We start from the raw sequence: 16,815 nt of genomic DNA, 5'->3' as shown, positions 1-16,815 counted from the left end.
AGTGAAGTTCCGGACACGACCGCCTATGCTGCAGCAAACGGAGGCCGAACATGGCAGAGGCATTTGGTGCGGTTCTGAAGAAATGGCGCGGGCTGCGGCGGATGAGCCAGATGCAGCTGGCGCTGGAGGCCGGAGTGTCAGCCCGGCATCTGTCGTTCCTGGAGAGCGGGCGGTCGCGCCCCAGCCGGGGCATGGTGCTGCGCCTTTGCGAGGAACTGCAGCTGCCGGGCGGGGCGCAGAACCAGATGCTGACGGCGGCGGGGCTGGCGCCGGCCTATGCAAGCCGGGATCTGGATGATGCAGCGCTGGTGCCGCTGCGGCAGGCGGCGGCGCAGATGCTGGCGGCGCATGCGCCCTATCCGGCGATGCTGATCGACCGGCACTGGACCCTGCTGGATCTGAACCGCCCAATGGAAATGATGCTGAGCGGTGCCGGCATCAGCAGGGGCAGCAGCCTGATCAAGGCGCTGCTGGGCAATGCGGCGCTGCGGGATGCGTTGGATAACCTGGAGGAGGTCGAACGGCACAGCCTGGCGCGCCTCAGGACCGAACTGGCGCATTTCGGGGCTGACCCGGTTCTGGAACAGGCGGTGGCGCGGCTGCAGGCAAATGCGGCCGCCCATGAAACACCGCAGGAGGGCGTGTTGCCCGCTGTGATCCCGGCCCGCTACCGGATGGGCGGGCAGGTGCTGGCGTTCTTCTCAACCATCACCCAGTTCGGCGGCACCGGTGATCTGGCGATGTCGGAGCTGCGGATCGAGATGCTGTTTCCGGCAGATGAGGCAACGCGCCAGGTGATGGAGGCGATGGCCTGGCCCTGACCGGGCCGCACAGCGTCTATTGGGGGAGATTGTCCGCGGCGCCGATCAGGCGCAGCACCTTCTGGGTCTCGCGATTCACCTGGTAGACATAGCCGCCGGCTTGCACATAGGTTCCATAAGGATCGGGCGCCCATTGGCCCGGTTCGCCGATCCAGGTGTAGTCATCCAGGATATGGTCGCCGCGGCGGTAGAACTTCTTGGTTAACCGTGCCGGCGTGCAGTGCGAGGCCTTCAGGGCCAGGCCCTGAGGGCAATCGAGTGAGGCCTTTTCGATGCCGCCATTGCCTGCCGCCAGCGGAATCGCCAGCGCGCAGGCCGCGGCAAGAACGGTGATCGGAACAAGATGACGGCGTACCATTTACAGCGGATCCTTTCTTCGCTGCCCTTGTCATAAAGAGCTGCGCGGCAAAGCCAAGGGAGCTGAAAAGGGGCGGCGGCGCGCCGCCAGTTGCTGCTTAGGCGGCGGCAAGAACCCGCGCTTCGAAGCTGCGCAAGGACAGCCGGGCGGCGTTTCCGTAGCCGCGGCCGGTTTCAGCGCACAGCTCGGGGAACAAGTCGCGGATTTCCGCCTGTGTTCCGGCATCAAAGCCAGAGGCTGATTCCGGCCCGGGCTGATAGCTTTCGCTGAGCGCACCGTTGGCCCAGAGAATCTGATGACGGCCGAACAGCAGGTGGAAATACTCGGCCTCCTGCAGCTCCAGTGCCGGGCGCACAGTCCTGTCGTTGACCAGGTCCTTGGCCTTGACCAGAACCTCTTCCTCACCGAACAGCAGTTCGGCCAGCGGGCCGGAGACAACCATCCGGTGCTGGGGGGAGACATAGAGGTCGCGCGTGTTGCCGCAGCTGCCCTTGGCAAAACGGATCGGAGCGGTTTCGGCCGTGCATGCCGTGCGGCGGCTGCCGGTCCATTGCAGGACCTGCGGGCCGTTGTCGTAGGTCAGCACTTCCATGCCCGGGCGCAGATCCTCGACCGGGATCTCGCCGTCCGGGGTGCGGATCAGGGTGCCGCGCAGGAAGCAAGGCACGGTCTGGTTGATTTCCACCAGACCAGTATCGGAATTTCCCTGGCCGTTGTCCGCGGTGTAGTTGAAGTAGACGGTCTCCAGATCGCCGTCGGTGACCACGGTCAGGGTGCCATCGGCGTTCAGGGTGATCTGCTGCCCCGTCGCCAGAGTGACGGTATCGCCGGCGGTGACCGCCTGATCGTTGATATGGGTAATGGTCAGCGTGCCGGAGGTGGTGGTGTCGTTCTCCAGAACGTCGATCACCCGCGTCTTGTTGATGGCGATGTCTTCCTGATCGTCCTGCGCAACCACAGCCGTTTGCACCGAGCCGCCGGCAATCAGAAGGTTGGTGTCGTAGCTGCTGTCGGCAGTATCGGCGACGCCGATCTTGAGTGTATTGATTTCACCTGCATTCACCGGGGCAACAAAGGTCAGGGTGATGGTGAACCCGTCCATCTCCGTGTTGTACTGGTCACCGGTGTTGTCGACGTAGACGTTCTCGGTGCCGTCGTTGATGTTGCCGATCGAGGCGGTGCCGTCGCCGATGGTGACCTGGGCCTCCACACCGTTCACCCAGACGCCAATGACATCGTTGTACTGGGAGTTGGCGAACTCCGGGTATTCTTCGGAGGACAGCACGAAGTCGATGGTCAGCGTATCACCGTCCGGGACAAAATCGATCTCCAGGAAGGACGCGTCAAACGTGCTGGCTCCGGCCAGGGAATCAAAGTCGGCATCCCCGTTCGCGCCGCTGGTATTGGTGGTTGTGTTGGTGTTCTGGTTGGTATTGGTTGAGCCGTCGCTGTTGGTGAAATCACGCACGTAGCCGGTGGACAGAATGACGCCCGAGTCGGCGGGTGCGACACCCGGCGTGGTGGTGTCCGCGCCGGAGTAGATGCCGGACGACAGGGCATCGCCGCTGTAGCTGGCGCTGGTCACGGTCACGCCGTCGCCGAAAATCTCCTCCGCCATTTGAATGGCGGTAGCGGTGGAGTCGATATTCAGTTCGGTTGCGGTGGCCATGACGGGCGTCTCGATCCTGGTGCTCGGCTTTACGGTCGCTTACCGGAATGCTGCTGAATTGAGACGGAACTGTGGCGGGTTGGGGCCAAAATCCGGGAGTTTATTCGAATTTTAGGGGTATTTTCAGGAACTCCCAAAGATTGAGGCCGGCCCGTTGAAGGGCCGGCCTGACGCAATACCGGTTTGGGAGGAAACCGCGTGGAGGCGGCCGGGCGTGTCAGCCCTCCCGGCTGCGTTTCTCAAAGCGGGGCAGCATGGCAGAGAAGTCCATGCCCTTGCCGTCTTCGTCCTCGACGAACTTCTTGTAGAGCGCCATTGCCAGTTCGCCCATCGGGGTATCGGCATCGGCGCTCTCAGCCGCCTGCTGGCTGAGGCCCAGGTCCTTGAGCATCAGTTCAGCCGCAAAGCCTGGCTGGTAATTGTTGTCGGCGGGTGATTGCGGGCCGACACCGGGGGCCGGGCAATAGGCGTTCATGGTCCAGCTGTAGCCGGAGGAGGTGGAGACCACATCGAACATCTTCTGCCGGTCAAGGCCCAGCTTGTCAGCCAGGGCAAAGGCCTCGCAGGTGGCGATCATGGTGACGCCCAGGATCATGTTGTTGCAGATCTTGGCAGCCTGGCCGGCGCCGGCCTCGCCGCAATGCACGGCTTTCTGGCCCATGATGCCGAACAGCGGTTCTGCTGCGGCAAAGGCCTCTGCCGAGCCGCCGGCCATGAAGGTCAGCGTGCCGCCGGCCGCGCCGCCGATGCCGCCGGAGACCGGCGCGTCGACGGACAGGAGGCCAGCGGCCTCAGCCTGTTCCGCGACCGCGCGGGCGGAATCTACGTCGACGGTGGAGCAGTCAATAAGGGCCGCGCCCTTGGCCATGGCCGGGATCATCTCTGCCGCGACCAGGCGCAGGATAGCACCGTTGGGCAGCATGGTGATCACCGCATCGGCGCCTGCCGCAGCCTCAGGGCCGGAGGCCGCCATTTTGACACCTTCGATGCTGACATCAGCCATGTCGAAACCGGTGACCTCATGGCCGGCCTTGGCCAGGTTGGCGGCCATCGGCCCGCCCATGTTGCCCAGCCCGATAAATCCGATCTTCATGCGAGTTCCTCCTCAAATGTCAGCGCATCGGCGCCGAGCGGCGCCAGCAAGTCGTCAACCGCCTGTGCCGGAACCGGCTGGCCTGCATATTGCCATTGCGGATTGCGGTCCTTGTCAATGATCTGGGCCCGGATGCCCTCCAGGAAATCGCTCTGCTCCATCGCGCGGAAGGTATAGCGGTATTCCAGGTCCAGCGCCCGGCGGATGGCGGGGCCGTCGGCGCGCAGGCGGCGCAGCATTTCCAGCGTGCAGGCCATCGACAGCGGCGAGTTGCGCTTGAGCGACTTCAGCGCGCTTGCGGCAAATTCGCTGTCCACTGACTCAAGCCCCGCAAGGATGTCTTCCAGGCTGTCCTTGCCGAAATGCCGGGCAGTGTCTTCGCGGACCGTGCGCAGCTTGCCCTCCGGCGCGGGCTTGGCGGCGTCCTCCACCAGCTTGGCGCTGCCGGTCTCCTCCAGCGCGGCGATCAGCGCGGGCCAATCGCCTTCAGGGATGAAATAGTCGGCAAAGCCTGCGAGGATGGCATCATCGGCGCCCATCCGCGCCGCCGTCATGCCGAGGTATTCGCCCAGGTGATCCGGCGCCAGCGCCAGCATCAGCGAGCCGCCCACATCCGGCACCAGGCCGATGCCGACTTCGGGCATGGCGATCTGGCTGCTTTCGCCGACCACCCGGTGGGTGCCGTGGCAGCCTATGCCGACGCCGCCGCCCATGGTGAAACCCTGCATGAAGCTGATCACCGGCTTCTTGTATTCAAAGATCCGCGCGTTCAGACGGTATTCATCGCGCCAGAAGGTGCGGCCATAGGAATAGTCGCCCTTGGTGCCGGTGTCATACAGCTCGGCGATGTCGCCGCCGGCACAGAAAGCCTTGTCGCCCTCAGCGTCGATCACCACCAGATTCACGGCATCATCTTCAGCCCACTCGCGCATCGCGGCGTCGATCGCCATGCACATGTCATAGCTCATCGCATTGAGCGCCTTGGGCCGGGTGAAAGTGATGCGGCCGGCCTGGCCGGACTTGCGGATATGGATGTCAGTCATGACGCCTCAGTTTTTAGGTCTGCATAGGCTTGGCGAGTTTCTTTCAAGCGTTGTTCACAGGGTTTGATGTTACCCAAAAACGCCTGAAGCGCACGAAGGTAGCCGCCGAAGAACATCGGGGATATCAATGACAGAACGGCTAGTGCGTACACGCAAACCGCAACAGCAAATGCCAACGATATTGCCGAACTTTCAAATGAGCTGATCAACCCAAATATCAAAGGAAATCCGGGAAACGCTAGCAAAAATAATGGTAAAACAACGGCCCAACCGAGAAAGAACATGCCCAAAAACGGTAGACGGATTGTTCTTTCCAAGAATGAGATTTCCCGGCCTAAGAGCATCCGACGTATCCATCTGGGAACGAACGGCAACATAGATCAGCCTGCAATCAGCTGGCGCGAGACGATCAGGCGCATGATCTCGTTGGTGCCTTCCAGGATCTGGTGCACCCGCAGGTCGCGCACGATCTTCTCGACGCCGTAGTCAGCAAGGTAGCCGTAGCCGCCGTGGAGCTGCAGGCAGCCGTTTGCAACGTCAAAGGCGGTGTCGGTGACCATCAGCTTGGCCATGGCGCAGAACTTGGTGGCGTCATGGGCGCCGGTGTCCAGCTTCCACGCGGCCTGGCGCAGGAAAGTGCGGGCGGCCTGCAGGCGGGTTTCGTATTCCGCCAGCCGGAACTGCAGCGCCTGGAACTGGTTGATGGATTTGCCGAAGGCCTTGCGCTCCGACATGTACTGCACGGTCTGATCCAGCGCCGCCTGTGCGCCGCCAAGTGCGCCGGCCGAGATGTTCAGGCGGCCGCCGTCGAGGCCCGCCATTGCGTAAGAGAAGCCCTTGCCCTCCTCGCCGATCAGATTGTCCGCCGGGATCGCGCAATCGTCAAACTGCACCTGCGAGGTGGGCTGCGCCTTCCAGCCCATCTTGTCCTCCAGCGCGCCAAAAGACAGGCCCGAGTTGCCGTCCTCGACCACCACGGTGGAGATGCCCTTGGGGCCATCCTCGCCGGTGCGGCACATCACGACATAGGCGTCGGAGTAGGAGCCGCCGGAGATGAACGCCTTGGTGCCGTTCAGGATGTAGCCCTCATTGCTGCGCTCGGCGCGGGTTTTCAGCGCCGCCGCGTCAGAGCCGGAACCTGGTTCGGTCAGGCAGTAGGAGAAGATTTTCTCCATGGTGCAGAGGCTCGGCAGCCATTTCTGCTTGGTCTCTTCTGAGCCGAACTTGTCGATCATGCCGCCGCACATGTTGTGGATCGACAGGAAGGAGCCAATTGCGGGATCGGCCATCGCCAATGCTTCGAACACCAAGGTGGCGTCCAGGCGCGACAGGCCGGAGCCGCCGTATTCCTCGGACACGTAAAGCCCGCCGAAACCCAGCTCTGCCAGCTGCGGCCACAGGGTTTTCGGGATGGTGCCTGCTTTCTCCCATTCGCGGGAATGCGGGGCGATGTTGTCCTGGCCGAATGCAAGAGCCATGTCGAAAATGGCCTGCTGTTCCTCTGACAGTGCGAAATCCATGCGCCGTTCCTCCCGTCGCTCAGATGAATTGAACAGTTGTTTATTTAATAGCGGCCAGCGGACGCTGAGGCAAGCTGCGCAAATGCAAAGCCGCCGTGCAGCAATGCCGCGGCTTCCCGCCCCGCGGTCAGGAGAAAATTAAGAAACTTCGGCGAAACTCTGTCTCAAACCGGTCAAGTGCAGGTGAATCCTGCCTAACGCATTCCAAAAGGAGCAGGCGAAGTGTCAAATTCTGGGGCGCAGCATTTTCTGGCAACCAACCTCAGCGGGCCCGCAAAGGGAGCGGGCAAAACTCTGAATTTCCCGGGCGCCGTGGCCAGCAACGAACGGGCAAATTTCGCCATGGCAATGAAGCATGGCATGATCAAGTCGACCGATGCGCCGGTCAGGGAGCAGGTCGTGCGTTTGATGAAGCTGGCCCGCCGCAAGGCGATTGAGCGCAGTTTCGACGATGCGGTTTACCTGATGCAGCAGGCGCTGGAACTCGACCCCAAGAACCGGGGGGTGCACACCGCGCTTGGCGAGGTGTACGAACTGATGGAAAAGCGCGACAAGGCGATCCTTTGCCATGTTGAGGCACTGCGGCTTGAGCCGCGGAACCCGGAATGCCTGTCCTACATTGGCAGTTTTCTGATGCGGATCGGTCAGGAAGAGGAAGCCATCAATTACTTTCAGGACTGCCTGAAGTTCGCCCCGAATAACGACGTTGTCTTTGCCCGCATGATGCACCTGAAACGGCATAAATGCGACTGGTCCGACTTTGACAAGACACGCCGGAAGATCAGGAACAGCACCAAGGCTATGACGGCGATTGACCCGTTTTCGTTCCTGAGCCTTGTCGACGATCCCGAAATGCAAATGAAGTTTTCGATCCTTGCAGCCAACGTCAACAGGGTCTGCAAGAGCGAGACCGCCACATTCACAGCACCGCTGGCAAAGAAAGACAAGATCCGGATCGGCTATTTTTCCTGTGACTTCCTGAACCACGCGACCATGTTCCTGATTGGCCGGATGTTCGAATTGCATAACCGGGAGAAGTTCGAGATTTACATCTACGACTACGGCGCCATGAACGACAATGAAGGCCGGCAGCGGGCAGAAGACTCCGCTGATGTCTACCGGCATGTCGGCGGTATGGCGAGCGAGATAATCGTCGATCAAGCGCGGGTGGATGGCCTGGACATTGCCGTCGACCTCAAGGGGCACACAAAGGGCAACCGGGTCAACCTGTTTGACCACCGCATGGCGCCGGTTCAGGTGTCGTATCTGGGCTACCCTGGAACCTCCGGAGTGGACTCCATCGACTACATGGTGGCAGACCCAATTGTCGTGCCGCCGAAGTACCGGAAATACTACACGGAAAAAGTCCTCTATATGCCGGACTGCTACCAGTCCAATGATGACCAGCGTAAGGCCGCTGAGACGAAGCCCACGCGAGCGGATGTGGGCCTTCCGGAGGATGCGCTGGTGTTCTGTTCCTTCAACAGTTCCTACAAGGTGTCGCCGGATGAATTCGATATCTGGATGAAACTGCTGAAGCTGGTGCCGGACAGTGTTCTGTGGTTCTACGCGTCCAGGGACGGCATCCGCGAAAATATCCTTGCGGAGGCGAAGCGGCGCGGTGTCGGCCCGGAACGGATCGTATTTGCGGCCCAGGTCAAACAAGAGGAACACCTGGCTCGCCTGCCGCTGGCGGATATTTTTCTGGACACTTTCTTTGTCAACGCCCACACCACTGCCAGTGACGCACTGTGGGCCGGCGTGCCGGTTGTCACCAAGATCGGCAAGCAGTTCGCGGCCCGGGTTGCCGCCAGCCTGCTGCACTCCGTCGGGCTGGATGAGCTGACCGCAACCACACCGCAGCAATACCAGGCGCTGGCGCTGAAGCTGGCCCGCGACCGGGAATACCTGGCGGATGTGAAGGCACGGGTGAAACAGGGGATCGAGGATGGCCCGCTCTATGACACTGAAAAGTTCACCCGCAACTTCGAGGCATTGCTGGAAAAGTCGCTGGAGCGTTTCAACGCCGGGCTGAAGCCGGACCATATCAGCCTGTCCTGACAGCCGGCCAAAACAAAAACAGGGCGCGGAGTTTTCCGCGCCCTTTTCTATTCAGCCTGCCGCTGCCGCCACGTAGGTCAGAGCAAGCGCACCTGGGTGCCGATCTGCACCAGCTCATACAGGTCTTCGACGTGCTGGTTGTAAAGGCCGATACAGCCGGAGGAGCTTTGCCGTCCGATCTTGCGGGTGTCATGGGTGCCGTGCACCAGATAGGCCGGCCAGTCCAGATACATGGCACGGGTGCCCAGCGGGTTGTTCGGAACCCCGCCTTCGATTGTCACCGGCAGCGACGGGTCGCGCTCGCGCATCGACGCGGTCGGGGTCCAGCTCGGGTTTTCCTTCTTGCGCACCACTTCGGTGTAGCCGCGCTTGGTCAGGTCCTCTGTCATAGGCACCGAAGAGGGGAACAGCCGGTAAGTTTCGCCGTCTGCGCCCCAGTAATGCAGCGCGCGGGAGCTGATGTCGGCCAGCAGGCAGCCAACGCCCAGGGTCTCGAAATGGTCCTGCCAGTTCTGCTGGGTAAAGGCGGAGGTGTTGCGCTGCACCGGCACTTCCTCGCGGATCGCCGGTTCGTTTTGCGGAAAGGCGTCTGTGGATTGGGCGCGCAGAAGGGCCGGGGTGGCCAGGGTTGCGCCAAGACCCATCAGGGTTGCGCGGCGGGTGATGCGGAGTTTGGTCATATTTCCTCTACCGTGCTGCTCGAAAACTCCGCCGCAAGATAAGCATGCCAACGAGTTTTCCTAGGGGCGGCATAGCGGAATTTCCCAGCCTCACAAGCTTGTGTTGTGCCGGGCGGCGGAAGATTGCCGCCCTGGCATCAAACAACAGTCAGGCTGACAGGCTGCGGGCCTGGGCAAAGGACAACAGGCGCTTGCTGTCCTCGTCCCACAGGTGCAGCCGGGCGTTGGCCAGGCTTTCACGAATTGTCATCCGGTTGCCCTCGGCCAATTCGGCATGGTCGCGCAGAACCTCGGGCAGGCGGTAGAAGGGGATGCGGCTGTAGAGGTGGTGCACATGGTGGATGCCGATATTGGCGCTGAGCCATTGCAGCACCGGCGGCAGCACGTAATGCGAACTGCCGTGCAGCGCGGCGTCATGCAGCTGCCAGTCCTCTTCCTGCTCCCACTGGGTGGTCTCGAACTGGTGTTGCACATAGAACAGCCACAGGCCTGCGGTAGCGGCGATCAGGGTGGCTGGAAGGAAGATCAGCACCAGCGGCATCAGCCCGCCGAAGTACCAGATCAGTCCCAGAGCGGCCAGGATAGAGGCATTGGTGCCCATCGCGCTGATCCAGTAGCGGGCCTGGCCGGTCAGGCCGTAGGGGATGCGGTTTTGCAGGAAGAACAGGTAGCCGGGACCAATGGCGAACAGTGTCACCGGGTGGCGGTACAACCGGTAGACCAAACGGTCCCAGCGGCTGGCGGCGCGATATTCGGCCACCGTCATTGTGTGGATGTCGCCCATGCCGCGCTTGTCCAGGTTGCCATGGGTGCTGTGATGGATCGAATGGGTGCGGCGCCAGACGTCATAAGGTGTCAGGGTCAGTACGCCGATGATGCGGCCGACCCAGTCGCTGACATGCCGGTTGGAAAAGAAGGACCCATGACCGCAGTCGTGCTGGATGGTGAACAGGCGCAACAGGAATGCGGCGATCAGCACGGAAATGGCCAGAGTCAGCCAGTAGCTGACAGACAGCGACCACCAGGCCAGCGCCCAGAGCAGCAGGAAGGGCACCACCGTCACGGCCAGCTCAAAGCTGCTGCGCAGGGGGTTGGGGTCGCGGTATTGGGCCAGGATCTTGACCCAGTCGCGGGCGGTCTTTGCAGCCGCCTGAGGCTGGTCCGGTACTTCTGTCTTGCTCATGCGCCTGCCGTTTGTCTGTCTGTTCCTGCCCGGATAGACGAGTTACGCGGCGGAACAAGCAAAAACTGGCTGAAAAGCCTATTTTAACTTACACCGTGCCGTCAAAAGCGCCGCGGAAACCGGCGGTGCATCTGCCCCAGATGTCTGAAAAGGAAAAAGGCCCCGAAGTTTTCGGGGCCTTTTCCTGTTAGTCAGCAGTGGTTTAGTCCATTGCCTTGAAGTTGAACTCGCCGCCTTCCTTGATGCCCGAGGGCCAGCGGGAGGTCACGGTCTTGGTGCGGGTGTAGAACTTGAAGCTGTCCGGGCCGTGCTGGTTCAGGTCACCGAACATGGATTTCTTCCAGCCACCGAAGGTGTGATAGGCCAGCGGCACCGGGATCGGCACGTTGATACCCACCATGCCGATGTTCACACGGGAGGCGAAGTCACGCGCGGTGTCGCCGTCACGGGTGAAGATCGCGGTGCCGTTGCCGTACTCGTGGTCCATCGCCAGCTTCAACGCTTCCTCGTAAGTGCCTGCACGTACAGTGGAAAGCACGGGGCCGAAGATTTCCTGCTTGTAGATGTCCATGTCGGGGGTGACATGGTCGAACAGGTGGGCGCCGACAAAGAAACCGTCCTCGTAGCCCTGCAGTTTAAAGTCGCGGTTGTCGACAACCAGCTTGGCGCCCTGATCGACACCGGACTGGATCAGGCCAAGGATACGCTCCTTGGCGGCTGCGGTCACAACCGGGCCCAGGTCGACGTCGTCGCCGGCGGTGTAGGGGCCAACTTTCAGGGTCTCGATGCGCGGGATCAGCTTTTCGATCAGCTTGTCGGCGGTTTCTTCGCCAACCGGAACCGCAACGGAGATCGCCATGCAGCGTTCGCCGGCGGCGCCGAAGCCTGCGCCGACCAGCGCGTCTGCGGCCTGGTCCAAATCAGCGTCGGGCATGATGATCATGTGGTTCTTGGCACCGCCGAAGCACTGGGCGCGCTTGCCGTTGGCGGTGGCGCGGGAATAGATGTACTGCGCAATCGGGGTGGAGCCCACGAAGGACACGCCCTGGATGATTTCGCTGTCCAGGATGGTATCAACCGCCTCGCGGTCGCCGTTCACCACCTGGAACACACCTTCGGGCAGGCCGGCCTCGACAAACAGTTCCGCCAGCATCAGCGGCACGGAGGGGTCGCGCTCGGACGGTTTCAGCACCACGGCGTTGCCGCAGGCCAGCGCCGGGCCGACGTGCCACAGGGGCATCATGGCCGGGAAGTTGAACGGCATGATCGAGCCGACAACACCCAGCGGCTGGCGCATGGAGTACATGTCGATGCCGGGGCCTGCGCTGTCGGTGAATTCACCCTTCAGCATTTGCGGCGCGCCGACGCAGTATTCGATCACTTCCAGGCCGCGCTGCAGGTCGCCCTTGGCGTCCGGGATGGTCTTGCCGTGCTCGCGGGACAGGGCCTCTGCCAGCTTGTCCATGTCGCGGTTCATCAGGCCAACCATCGCCATCATCACGCGGGCGCGTTTCTGCGGGTTGGTGGCGCCCCATGCGGGCTGCGCAGCGGCAGCTTTTTCGATCGCATCGGTGGTCTCAGCAGCGCTGGCCATCGGGCACTGGTACTGCACTTCGCCGGTTGCGGGGTTGAAGACATCGTCAAAGCGGCCCGAGGTGCCGGAGACCAGTTTGCCGTTGATAAAGTGGCCGAGTTCTTTCATCGGATCCTCCTCTGTTCATGTTGCCCTTATCGTAGGCTTGCAAAAAACACTGGAAAAGAGGAAACATTTCAAAGAGGCTTTGCAGGAACGCAAAAGGTTAACGCCAGGTTAGCAGATAAACGGAGGACCCGGGGCCAATGGATCCGCAGTGGGATGATATGAAAGTGTTTTTGGCGGTGGCGCGGGAGGCGAGCCTGTCCGGCGCCGGCCGCATCCTCAAGATGGACCCCGCCACCGTCGGCCGCCGCATCGCCCGGTTCGAGGCGGCGCTGGAAACCCCGCTGTTCGTGAAATCGCCGCAGGGCTATGCCCTCAGCGCAGCTGGCGACCGTCTGCTGGTCCATGCCGAAGCGGCAGAACAGGCAATGCGGGCCGGGACGGAAGCCTTGAGCGGCCCGAGCGACACCATGTCCGGCCAGATCCGCATCGGCGCGCCCGATGGCAGCGCCAACTATATATTGCCGCAGGTCTGCGCCCAGATCGCAGAGGACAACCCGGATCTGGACATCCAGATCGTGGCACTGCCGCGCGTCATCAACCTCAGCCGCCGCGAAGCCGACATGGCAGTCACGGTCAGCGCCCCCACCGCGGGCAAGCTGCTGGTGCAGAAGATCTGCGACTATAAGCTGCACCTTGTGGCCTCGCGCCATTACCTGAAGGAACACCCGCCGATCGAAAAGCTGGAAGACCTGAAGGGTCACAAGATGATCGGCTATATCCCGGACATGATCTTCGACAAGGAACTGGACTACCTGAACGACATCGGCATTGAGCGGGTGGCGCTGGCGTCCAACTCTGTCTCGGTGCAGATCAAGATGGCGGCGCAAGGAACGGCGGTCTGCATTGCGCATGATTTCAGCCTGCCGGCCCACCGGATGCTGCGCAAGATCCTGACCGACAAGGTGAGCCTCACCCGCAGTTTCCACCTCGTGCGGCACCAGGGCGACCAGCGCAGCGAGCGGCTGAACCGATTTGCCCATGCCTTGTCCAAGGGCATCCGCGACGAGGTGGCCCGGCTGGAAGCCTTGACTTAAAGCTGCGTTGCGGCACACTTAATTTATTGAGAAGTTATTTCCGGAGGTCCCCAGCGTGCTCGTTCAAGAGATTTTAAAGTCCAAGGCCGGCTCGGGTGTTGTTACCGTCAGCCTGTTTGCGAGTGTCGCCGAAGCTGCAAAAGTGATGGCAGACAACCGTTTCGGCACCGTTGTGGTATCCGCAGACGGCGAATACCCGGATGGCATTCTGTCGGAGCGGGATATCGTGCGGGAACTGGCCAAGGACGGCGCAGGCTGCCTGACGGAGCCTGTCAGCGGCTATATGACCAAGGAACTGGTCACCTGCACCAGCCAGTCAAACGTCGGCGAAGTTCTGCAGCAGATGACCGACGGCCGGTTCCGCCACATGCCGGTGGTTGAGGAAGACGGAAAGCTCATCGGGATCATCACCCTTGGCGATGCCGTCAAGGCGCAGCTGGCCCAGGTAGCGATGGAGAAGGACGCGCTGCAGGACATGATCATGGGCCACTGAGCCCGCAAGCCGGCGCGCGGGGCACTTGGCCGCAGGCTGCGCTTCCGTATTTCTGCCCCCTTGCAATGGCGGCTGCAAATATGTTTGCGTGTGCAGAAATTTCTGACAAGGCAGGAGGCCGCCCATGCGCGTTGGTCTGTATCCCGGCACCTTTGATCCGATCACCATCGGGCATATCGACATCATCCGCCGCGCCAGCGCGCTGGTGGACAAGCTGGTGATCGGCGTTGCCATCAACCGCGACAAGGGGCCGCTGTTCCCGCTGGAGGAGCGGGTGGCGATGATCGAAGCGGAATGCGCCAAGCTGAGCGATGAGACCGGCACCGAGATCATTGCGCATCCGTTCGAAAACCTGCTGATCGACTGCGCCCGCGACGTGGGTGCACAGATCATCGTGCGCGGCCTGCGGGCGGTTGCCGATTTCGAGTACGAGTTCCAGATGGTTGGAATGAACCGGGCGCTGGACAGCTCGATCGAGACCGTGTTCCTGATGGCCGAGGCGCGGCATCAGGCGATTGCATCGAAACTGGTCAAGGAAATCGCCCGGCTGGATGGCGACGTGTCGAAATTCGTCACGCCGCTTGTCAATGACAAGCTGATGGAGCGGTTGGGCAAAACCGGCTGACACCGTTTACAGGTTTGGACGCAGGCAAAGCCGGGCTGACGCCCGGCTTTGTGCTATCTGTGGAACGCTGCGGGACTGTGCGGGACGTCAGCGCCAGAAAGCAGCCCAGTCGATCAGCGCAAACAGCTTCTTGCCGAGAAAGATCATGTGCGTGTCGCCGAACAGGGCGATGTCAATCACGGCGGCGGCAATCAGGAACAGCCCGAGGTAAATGGCAATCCGGTTTGTCATGAAAGCTCCGCCGCAAATGAAAACGCCCGCCCAGATAACCTGAGCGGGCGCGAATTCTCAAGGGTCTAGGGGCGTTTAGCCCAGCTTGCCCATGGCAACGGCTACATCGGCCATGCGGACCGAGAAGCCCCATTCGTTGTCGTACCAGGCCAGGACGCGCACCATGCGGTCCTCGACCACGCGGGTCTGGTCCGGTGCGAAGATCGAGCTCTCCGGGGTGTGGTTGAAGTCGGTGGAGACCAGCGGCGCCGGCTCATAGCCCAGCACGCCCCTCATCGGGCCCTCAGCAGCCTCTTTGACGGCGGCGTTGACCTGCTCGGCGGTTACGTCGCGGCCGGCGCGGAAGGTCAGGTCCACTGCAGAGACGTTGGGCGTCGGCACGCGGATGGCGGAGCCGTCCAGGCGGCCTTTCAGGTTCGGCAGCACTTCGCCCAGGGCCTTGGCCGCGCCGGTCGAGGTCGGGATCATCGACATGGCGGCAGCGCGGGCGCGGTACAGGTCCTTGTGGCGGCGGTCCAGGGTCGGCTGGTCGCCGGTGTAGGCGTGGATGGTGGTCATGATGCCGTGCTCGATGCCGAACGCCTCGTCCAGCACCTTGGCCAGCGGCGCCAGGCAGTTGGTGGTGCAGGAGCCGTTGGAGATCATGGTGTCGCCGGCTTGCAACTGGTCATCATTGACGCCGAACACGATGGTCTTGTCGACGTTTTTGCCGGGGGCAGACAGCAGCACTTTCTTGGCGCCGCGCTCCAGGTGCGCCTTGGCCTTCTCGCCGTCGTTGAATTTGCCGGTGCATTCCAGAACCACGTCGCAGCCCGACCAGTCCAGCTCGTTCATGTCGTAGGTGGAGAACATCTGCATGTCGCCGCGGCCCAGGTTCATGGTGCCGTCGCCGATGGTCACTTCACCCGGGAAACGGCCATGCACGGAGTCGTATTTGATCAGATGCGCTGCGGTTTCCAGCGGGCCGGTGGCGTTCACCTTGATCACTTCGATGTCGTCGCGGCCCGAGGCGGCGATGTGCGACAGGGTGCAGCGGCCGATGCGGCCAAAACCGTTGATCCCGACTTTGATGGTCATGAGTACGTCTCCAAGCGAGCAAAACCTTTGGCCGCCATATAGACCGGGGCGGATGTGGTCTAAAGGGGTAAAAGCGTCATTAAATGAAACTGTTAGCGCAAAATCATGATGTTGGCGATAACGGTTTGCGGCGGTGGCGGTAACGGAAATCCGCGCCCCGCGTGCGGTGGCGCTAACGCTTGTGCTGCGGCGCGGAACCGGGCAGATTGCCCCCAAACGCGAACAGGTTTGAGGGATTTGGCATGAGCGGATTGCTGGCGCTGCTGGATGATGTGGCGGGGATTGCCAAGGTTGCGGCGGCTTCGGTTGATGATGTGGCGGCAGCGGCGGGCAAGGCCGGGGCCAAGACCGCGGGCGTGATTATCGACGACGCCGCAGTGACGCCGAAGTATCTGCAGGGGTTTGCGCCCGCGCGCGAACTGCCGATCATCTGGCGCATCACCCGCGGCTCCTTGTTCAACAAGCTGATCCTTTTGCTGCCGGTGGCGATGCTGCTGGCCAATTTCGCGCCCTGGCTGATTACGCCCTTACTGATGCTGGGCGGGTCCTACCTGTGTTTTGAAGGTGCCGAAAAGGTTTTTCACGTGCTGTTTCCCCATGCCAGCCACGAGATCGAAGAGGATATGAGCATCAAGGATCCCGGTCATCTGGAGGAACAGAAGATCAAGGGGGCGATCAAGACCGACTTCATCCTGTCAGCAGAGATCATGACCATTGCGCTGGCCGCCATTGAGGCGCCGAACGTCTGGATGCAGGCGGCAACGCTGGCGGTGGTGGCCATTGGCGTGACCGTGGCCGTCTATGGCTCGGTTGCGGTGATCGTGAAGATGGACGACGTCGGCCTGTACCTTGCTGGCAACGCGCCGACGCCGGTCGGCCGGGGGCTGGGCCGCGGGCTGGTCAAGTTCATGCCGGTGCTGATGTGGATCCTGTCAGTGGTCGGCACCGCGGCGATGCTGTGGGTCGGTGGCTCCATCATCATCCACGGGCTGGAGGTGCTAGGCTTTGGCTGGCTAGGACATCTGATCCATGACTGGGCCTATGCCGTAGGCCACGCTGTGCCTGCAGGCTGGACGGGCTTTGCTGAGTGGACGGCCAAGGCCGCAATGGACGGGGTGTTCGGCGTCGCGCTGGGGCTGCTGCTGATCCCGTTGGCGACCAAGGTAGTGGGGCCGGTGATTGCGGCGATTTCTGGGAAGAAGGCTAGCCACTGACCAGAATGCCC

Annotated in this window: 17 protein-coding genes; 6 read left to right on the top strand and 11 right to left on the bottom strand. The window is 61.9% G+C overall.

The features are described 5' to 3' along the window. Positions 1 to 50 precede the first annotated feature (50 nt). Positions 51 to 821 carry a helix-turn-helix domain-containing protein gene (locus RA21_RS03260; RefSeq protein ID WP_039146107.1) on the top strand — a complete coding sequence of 257 codons (771 nt, stop codon included), beginning with the start codon at positions 51 to 53 and terminating at the stop codon, positions 819 to 821. Between the two features lie 16 nt (positions 822 to 837). Here RA21_RS03260 and RA21_RS03255 read toward each other — a convergent pair whose 3' ends face one another. From RA21_RS03255 to RA21_RS03235, 6 genes are all read right to left on the bottom strand, one after another. Then, a complete protein-coding gene (locus tag RA21_RS03255) occupies positions 838 to 1,179 on the bottom strand; it encodes an excinuclease ABC subunit A (protein ID WP_241480911.1) in 342 nt (113 codons plus the stop codon). A 97-nt stretch (positions 1,180 to 1,276) separates the two neighbouring features. After that, positions 1,277 to 2,848, bottom strand: a complete 1,572-nt coding sequence (locus RA21_RS03250) for a choice-of-anchor L domain-containing protein (RefSeq protein WP_039146104.1) — start codon at positions 2,846 to 2,848, stop codon at positions 1,277 to 1,279. Positions 2,849 to 3,065: 217 nt separating this feature from the next. After that, the gene (gene mmsB, locus RA21_RS03245) at positions 3,066 to 3,941 is read right to left on the bottom strand and encodes a 3-hydroxyisobutyrate dehydrogenase (RefSeq protein WP_039146103.1); all 876 of its coding nucleotides are present in this window, start codon (positions 3,939 to 3,941) and stop codon (positions 3,066 to 3,068) included. After that, the gene (locus RA21_RS03240; protein ID WP_039146100.1) at positions 3,938 to 4,984 is read right to left on the bottom strand and encodes an enoyl-CoA hydratase/isomerase family protein; all 1,047 of its coding nucleotides are present in this window, start codon (positions 4,982 to 4,984) and stop codon (positions 3,938 to 3,940) included. The genes mmsB and RA21_RS03240 overlap by 4 nt, the downstream gene beginning before the upstream one ends. Then, on the bottom strand, positions 4,981 to 5,268 hold the full coding sequence (locus RA21_RS22515; RefSeq protein ID WP_206540034.1) for a hypothetical protein: 288 nt from the start codon (positions 5,266 to 5,268) through the stop codon (positions 4,981 to 4,983). Before RA21_RS22515 ends, RA21_RS03240 begins: the two co-directional genes overlap by 4 nt. A 96-nt stretch (positions 5,269 to 5,364) precedes the next feature. Then, positions 5,365 to 6,504 carry an acyl-CoA dehydrogenase family protein gene (locus RA21_RS03235; RefSeq protein WP_039146097.1) on the bottom strand — a complete coding sequence of 380 codons (1,140 nt, stop codon included), beginning with the start codon at positions 6,502 to 6,504 and terminating at the stop codon, positions 5,365 to 5,367. A gap of 342 nt (positions 6,505 to 6,846) precedes the next feature. Here RA21_RS03235 and RA21_RS03230 point away from each other — a divergent pair, with 342 nt between their 5' ends. Further along, the gene (locus RA21_RS03230; protein WP_152610464.1) at positions 6,847 to 8,565 is read left to right on the top strand and encodes an O-linked N-acetylglucosamine transferase, SPINDLY family protein; all 1,719 of its coding nucleotides are present in this window, start codon (positions 6,847 to 6,849) and stop codon (positions 8,563 to 8,565) included. A 77-nt stretch (positions 8,566 to 8,642) separates the two neighbouring features. Here RA21_RS03230 and RA21_RS03225 read toward each other — a convergent pair whose 3' ends face one another. The 3 genes from RA21_RS03225 to RA21_RS03215 form a co-directional block, all read right to left on the bottom strand. Continuing rightward, positions 8,643 to 9,245 (bottom strand): L,D-transpeptidase, encoded by a 603-nt coding sequence (locus RA21_RS03225; RefSeq protein WP_019296913.1) that lies wholly within the window; start codon positions 9,243 to 9,245, stop codon positions 8,643 to 8,645. A 148-nt stretch (positions 9,246 to 9,393) separates the two neighbouring features. Continuing rightward, entirely contained in the window at positions 9,394 to 10,428 is a 1,035-nt protein-coding gene (locus RA21_RS03220; protein ID WP_039146094.1) for a fatty acid desaturase, read from the bottom strand. 202 nt (positions 10,429 to 10,630) lie between these two features. Then, complete coding sequence (locus tag RA21_RS03215; RefSeq protein ID WP_039146091.1) at positions 10,631 to 12,130, bottom strand: CoA-acylating methylmalonate-semialdehyde dehydrogenase; 1,500 nt, start codon at positions 12,128 to 12,130, stop codon at positions 10,631 to 10,633. Positions 12,131 to 12,267: 137 nt separating this feature from the next. On the opposite strand from RA21_RS03215, the gene RA21_RS03210 reads away from it, so the two are divergent. The 3 genes from RA21_RS03210 (at position 12,268) to coaD (ending at position 14,282) form a co-directional block, all read left to right on the top strand. After that, on the top strand, positions 12,268 to 13,164 hold the full coding sequence (locus RA21_RS03210; RefSeq protein WP_039146088.1) for a LysR family transcriptional regulator: 897 nt from the start codon (positions 12,268 to 12,270) through the stop codon (positions 13,162 to 13,164). Between the two features lie 55 nt (positions 13,165 to 13,219). Continuing rightward, positions 13,220 to 13,657 (top strand): CBS domain-containing protein, encoded by a 438-nt coding sequence (locus RA21_RS03205; RefSeq protein ID WP_039146086.1) that lies wholly within the window; start codon positions 13,220 to 13,222, stop codon positions 13,655 to 13,657. Positions 13,658 to 13,781: 124 nt separating this feature from the next. Next, complete coding sequence (gene coaD, locus RA21_RS03200; protein WP_019296918.1) at positions 13,782 to 14,282, top strand: pantetheine-phosphate adenylyltransferase; 501 nt, start codon at positions 13,782 to 13,784, stop codon at positions 14,280 to 14,282. 87 nt (positions 14,283 to 14,369) lie between these two features. On the opposite strand, the gene RA21_RS22800 is transcribed toward coaD, so the two are convergent. Beyond that, a complete protein-coding gene (locus RA21_RS22800) occupies positions 14,370 to 14,513 on the bottom strand; it encodes a hypothetical protein (protein ID WP_019296919.1) in 144 nt (47 codons plus the stop codon). 75 nt (positions 14,514 to 14,588) lie between these two features. After that, positions 14,589 to 15,590 carry a type I glyceraldehyde-3-phosphate dehydrogenase gene (gene gap, locus RA21_RS03190; protein WP_039146082.1) on the bottom strand — a complete coding sequence of 334 codons (1,002 nt, stop codon included), beginning with the start codon at positions 15,588 to 15,590 and terminating at the stop codon, positions 14,589 to 14,591. A 242-nt stretch (positions 15,591 to 15,832) separates the two neighbouring features. On the opposite strand from gap, the gene RA21_RS03185 reads away from it, so the two are divergent. Next, entirely contained in the window at positions 15,833 to 16,804 is a 972-nt protein-coding gene (locus RA21_RS03185; protein ID WP_039146080.1) for a DUF808 domain-containing protein, read from the top strand. Positions 16,805 to 16,815 lie beyond the last annotated feature (11 nt).

Source organism: Leisingera sp. ANG-DT (assembly GCF_000813785.1).
Lineage (GTDB): Bacteria > Pseudomonadota > Alphaproteobacteria > Rhodobacterales > Rhodobacteraceae > Leisingera.
This window is presented reverse-complemented; position numbering and strand designations above follow the sequence as displayed.

Coding starts and splice junctions, on each gene's coding strand:
- coaD (WP_019296918.1), top strand. CDS start 13,782: ATGCGCGTTGGTCTGTATCCCGGCACCTTTGATCCGATCACCATCGGG.
- RA21_RS03250 (WP_039146104.1), bottom strand. CDS start 2,848: ATGGCCACCGCAACCGAACTGAATATCGACTCCACCGCTACCGCCATT.
- RA21_RS03220 (WP_039146094.1), bottom strand. CDS start 10,428: ATGAGCAAGACAGAAGTACCGGACCAGCCTCAGGCGGCTGCAAAGACC.
- RA21_RS03225 (WP_019296913.1), bottom strand. CDS start 9,245: ATGACCAAACTCCGCATCACCCGCCGCGCAACCCTGATGGGTCTTGGC.
- RA21_RS03235 (WP_039146097.1), bottom strand. CDS start 6,504: ATGGATTTCGCACTGTCAGAGGAACAGCAGGCCATTTTCGACATGGCT.
- RA21_RS22515 (WP_206540034.1), bottom strand. CDS start 5,268: ATGTTCTTTCTCGGTTGGGCCGTTGTTTTACCATTATTTTTGCTAGCG.
- mmsB (WP_039146103.1), bottom strand. CDS start 3,941: ATGAAGATCGGATTTATCGGGCTGGGCAACATGGGCGGGCCGATGGCC.
- RA21_RS03185 (WP_039146080.1), top strand. CDS start 15,833: ATGAGCGGATTGCTGGCGCTGCTGGATGATGTGGCGGGGATTGCCAAG.
- RA21_RS03210 (WP_039146088.1), top strand. CDS start 12,268: ATGGATCCGCAGTGGGATGATATGAAAGTGTTTTTGGCGGTGGCGCGG.
- RA21_RS03215 (WP_039146091.1), bottom strand. CDS start 12,130: ATGAAAGAACTCGGCCACTTTATCAACGGCAAACTGGTCTCCGGCACC.
- RA21_RS03260 (WP_039146107.1), top strand. CDS start 51: ATGGCAGAGGCATTTGGTGCGGTTCTGAAGAAATGGCGCGGGCTGCGG.
- RA21_RS03230 (WP_152610464.1), top strand. CDS start 6,847: ATGGCAATGAAGCATGGCATGATCAAGTCGACCGATGCGCCGGTCAGG.
- RA21_RS03255 (WP_241480911.1), bottom strand. CDS start 1,179: ATGGTACGCCGTCATCTTGTTCCGATCACCGTTCTTGCCGCGGCCTGC.
- RA21_RS22800 (WP_019296919.1), bottom strand. CDS start 14,513: ATGACAAACCGGATTGCCATTTACCTCGGGCTGTTCCTGATTGCCGCC.
- gap (WP_039146082.1), bottom strand. CDS start 15,590: ATGACCATCAAAGTCGGGATCAACGGTTTTGGCCGCATCGGCCGCTGC.
- RA21_RS03240 (WP_039146100.1), bottom strand. CDS start 4,984: ATGACTGACATCCATATCCGCAAGTCCGGCCAGGCCGGCCGCATCACT.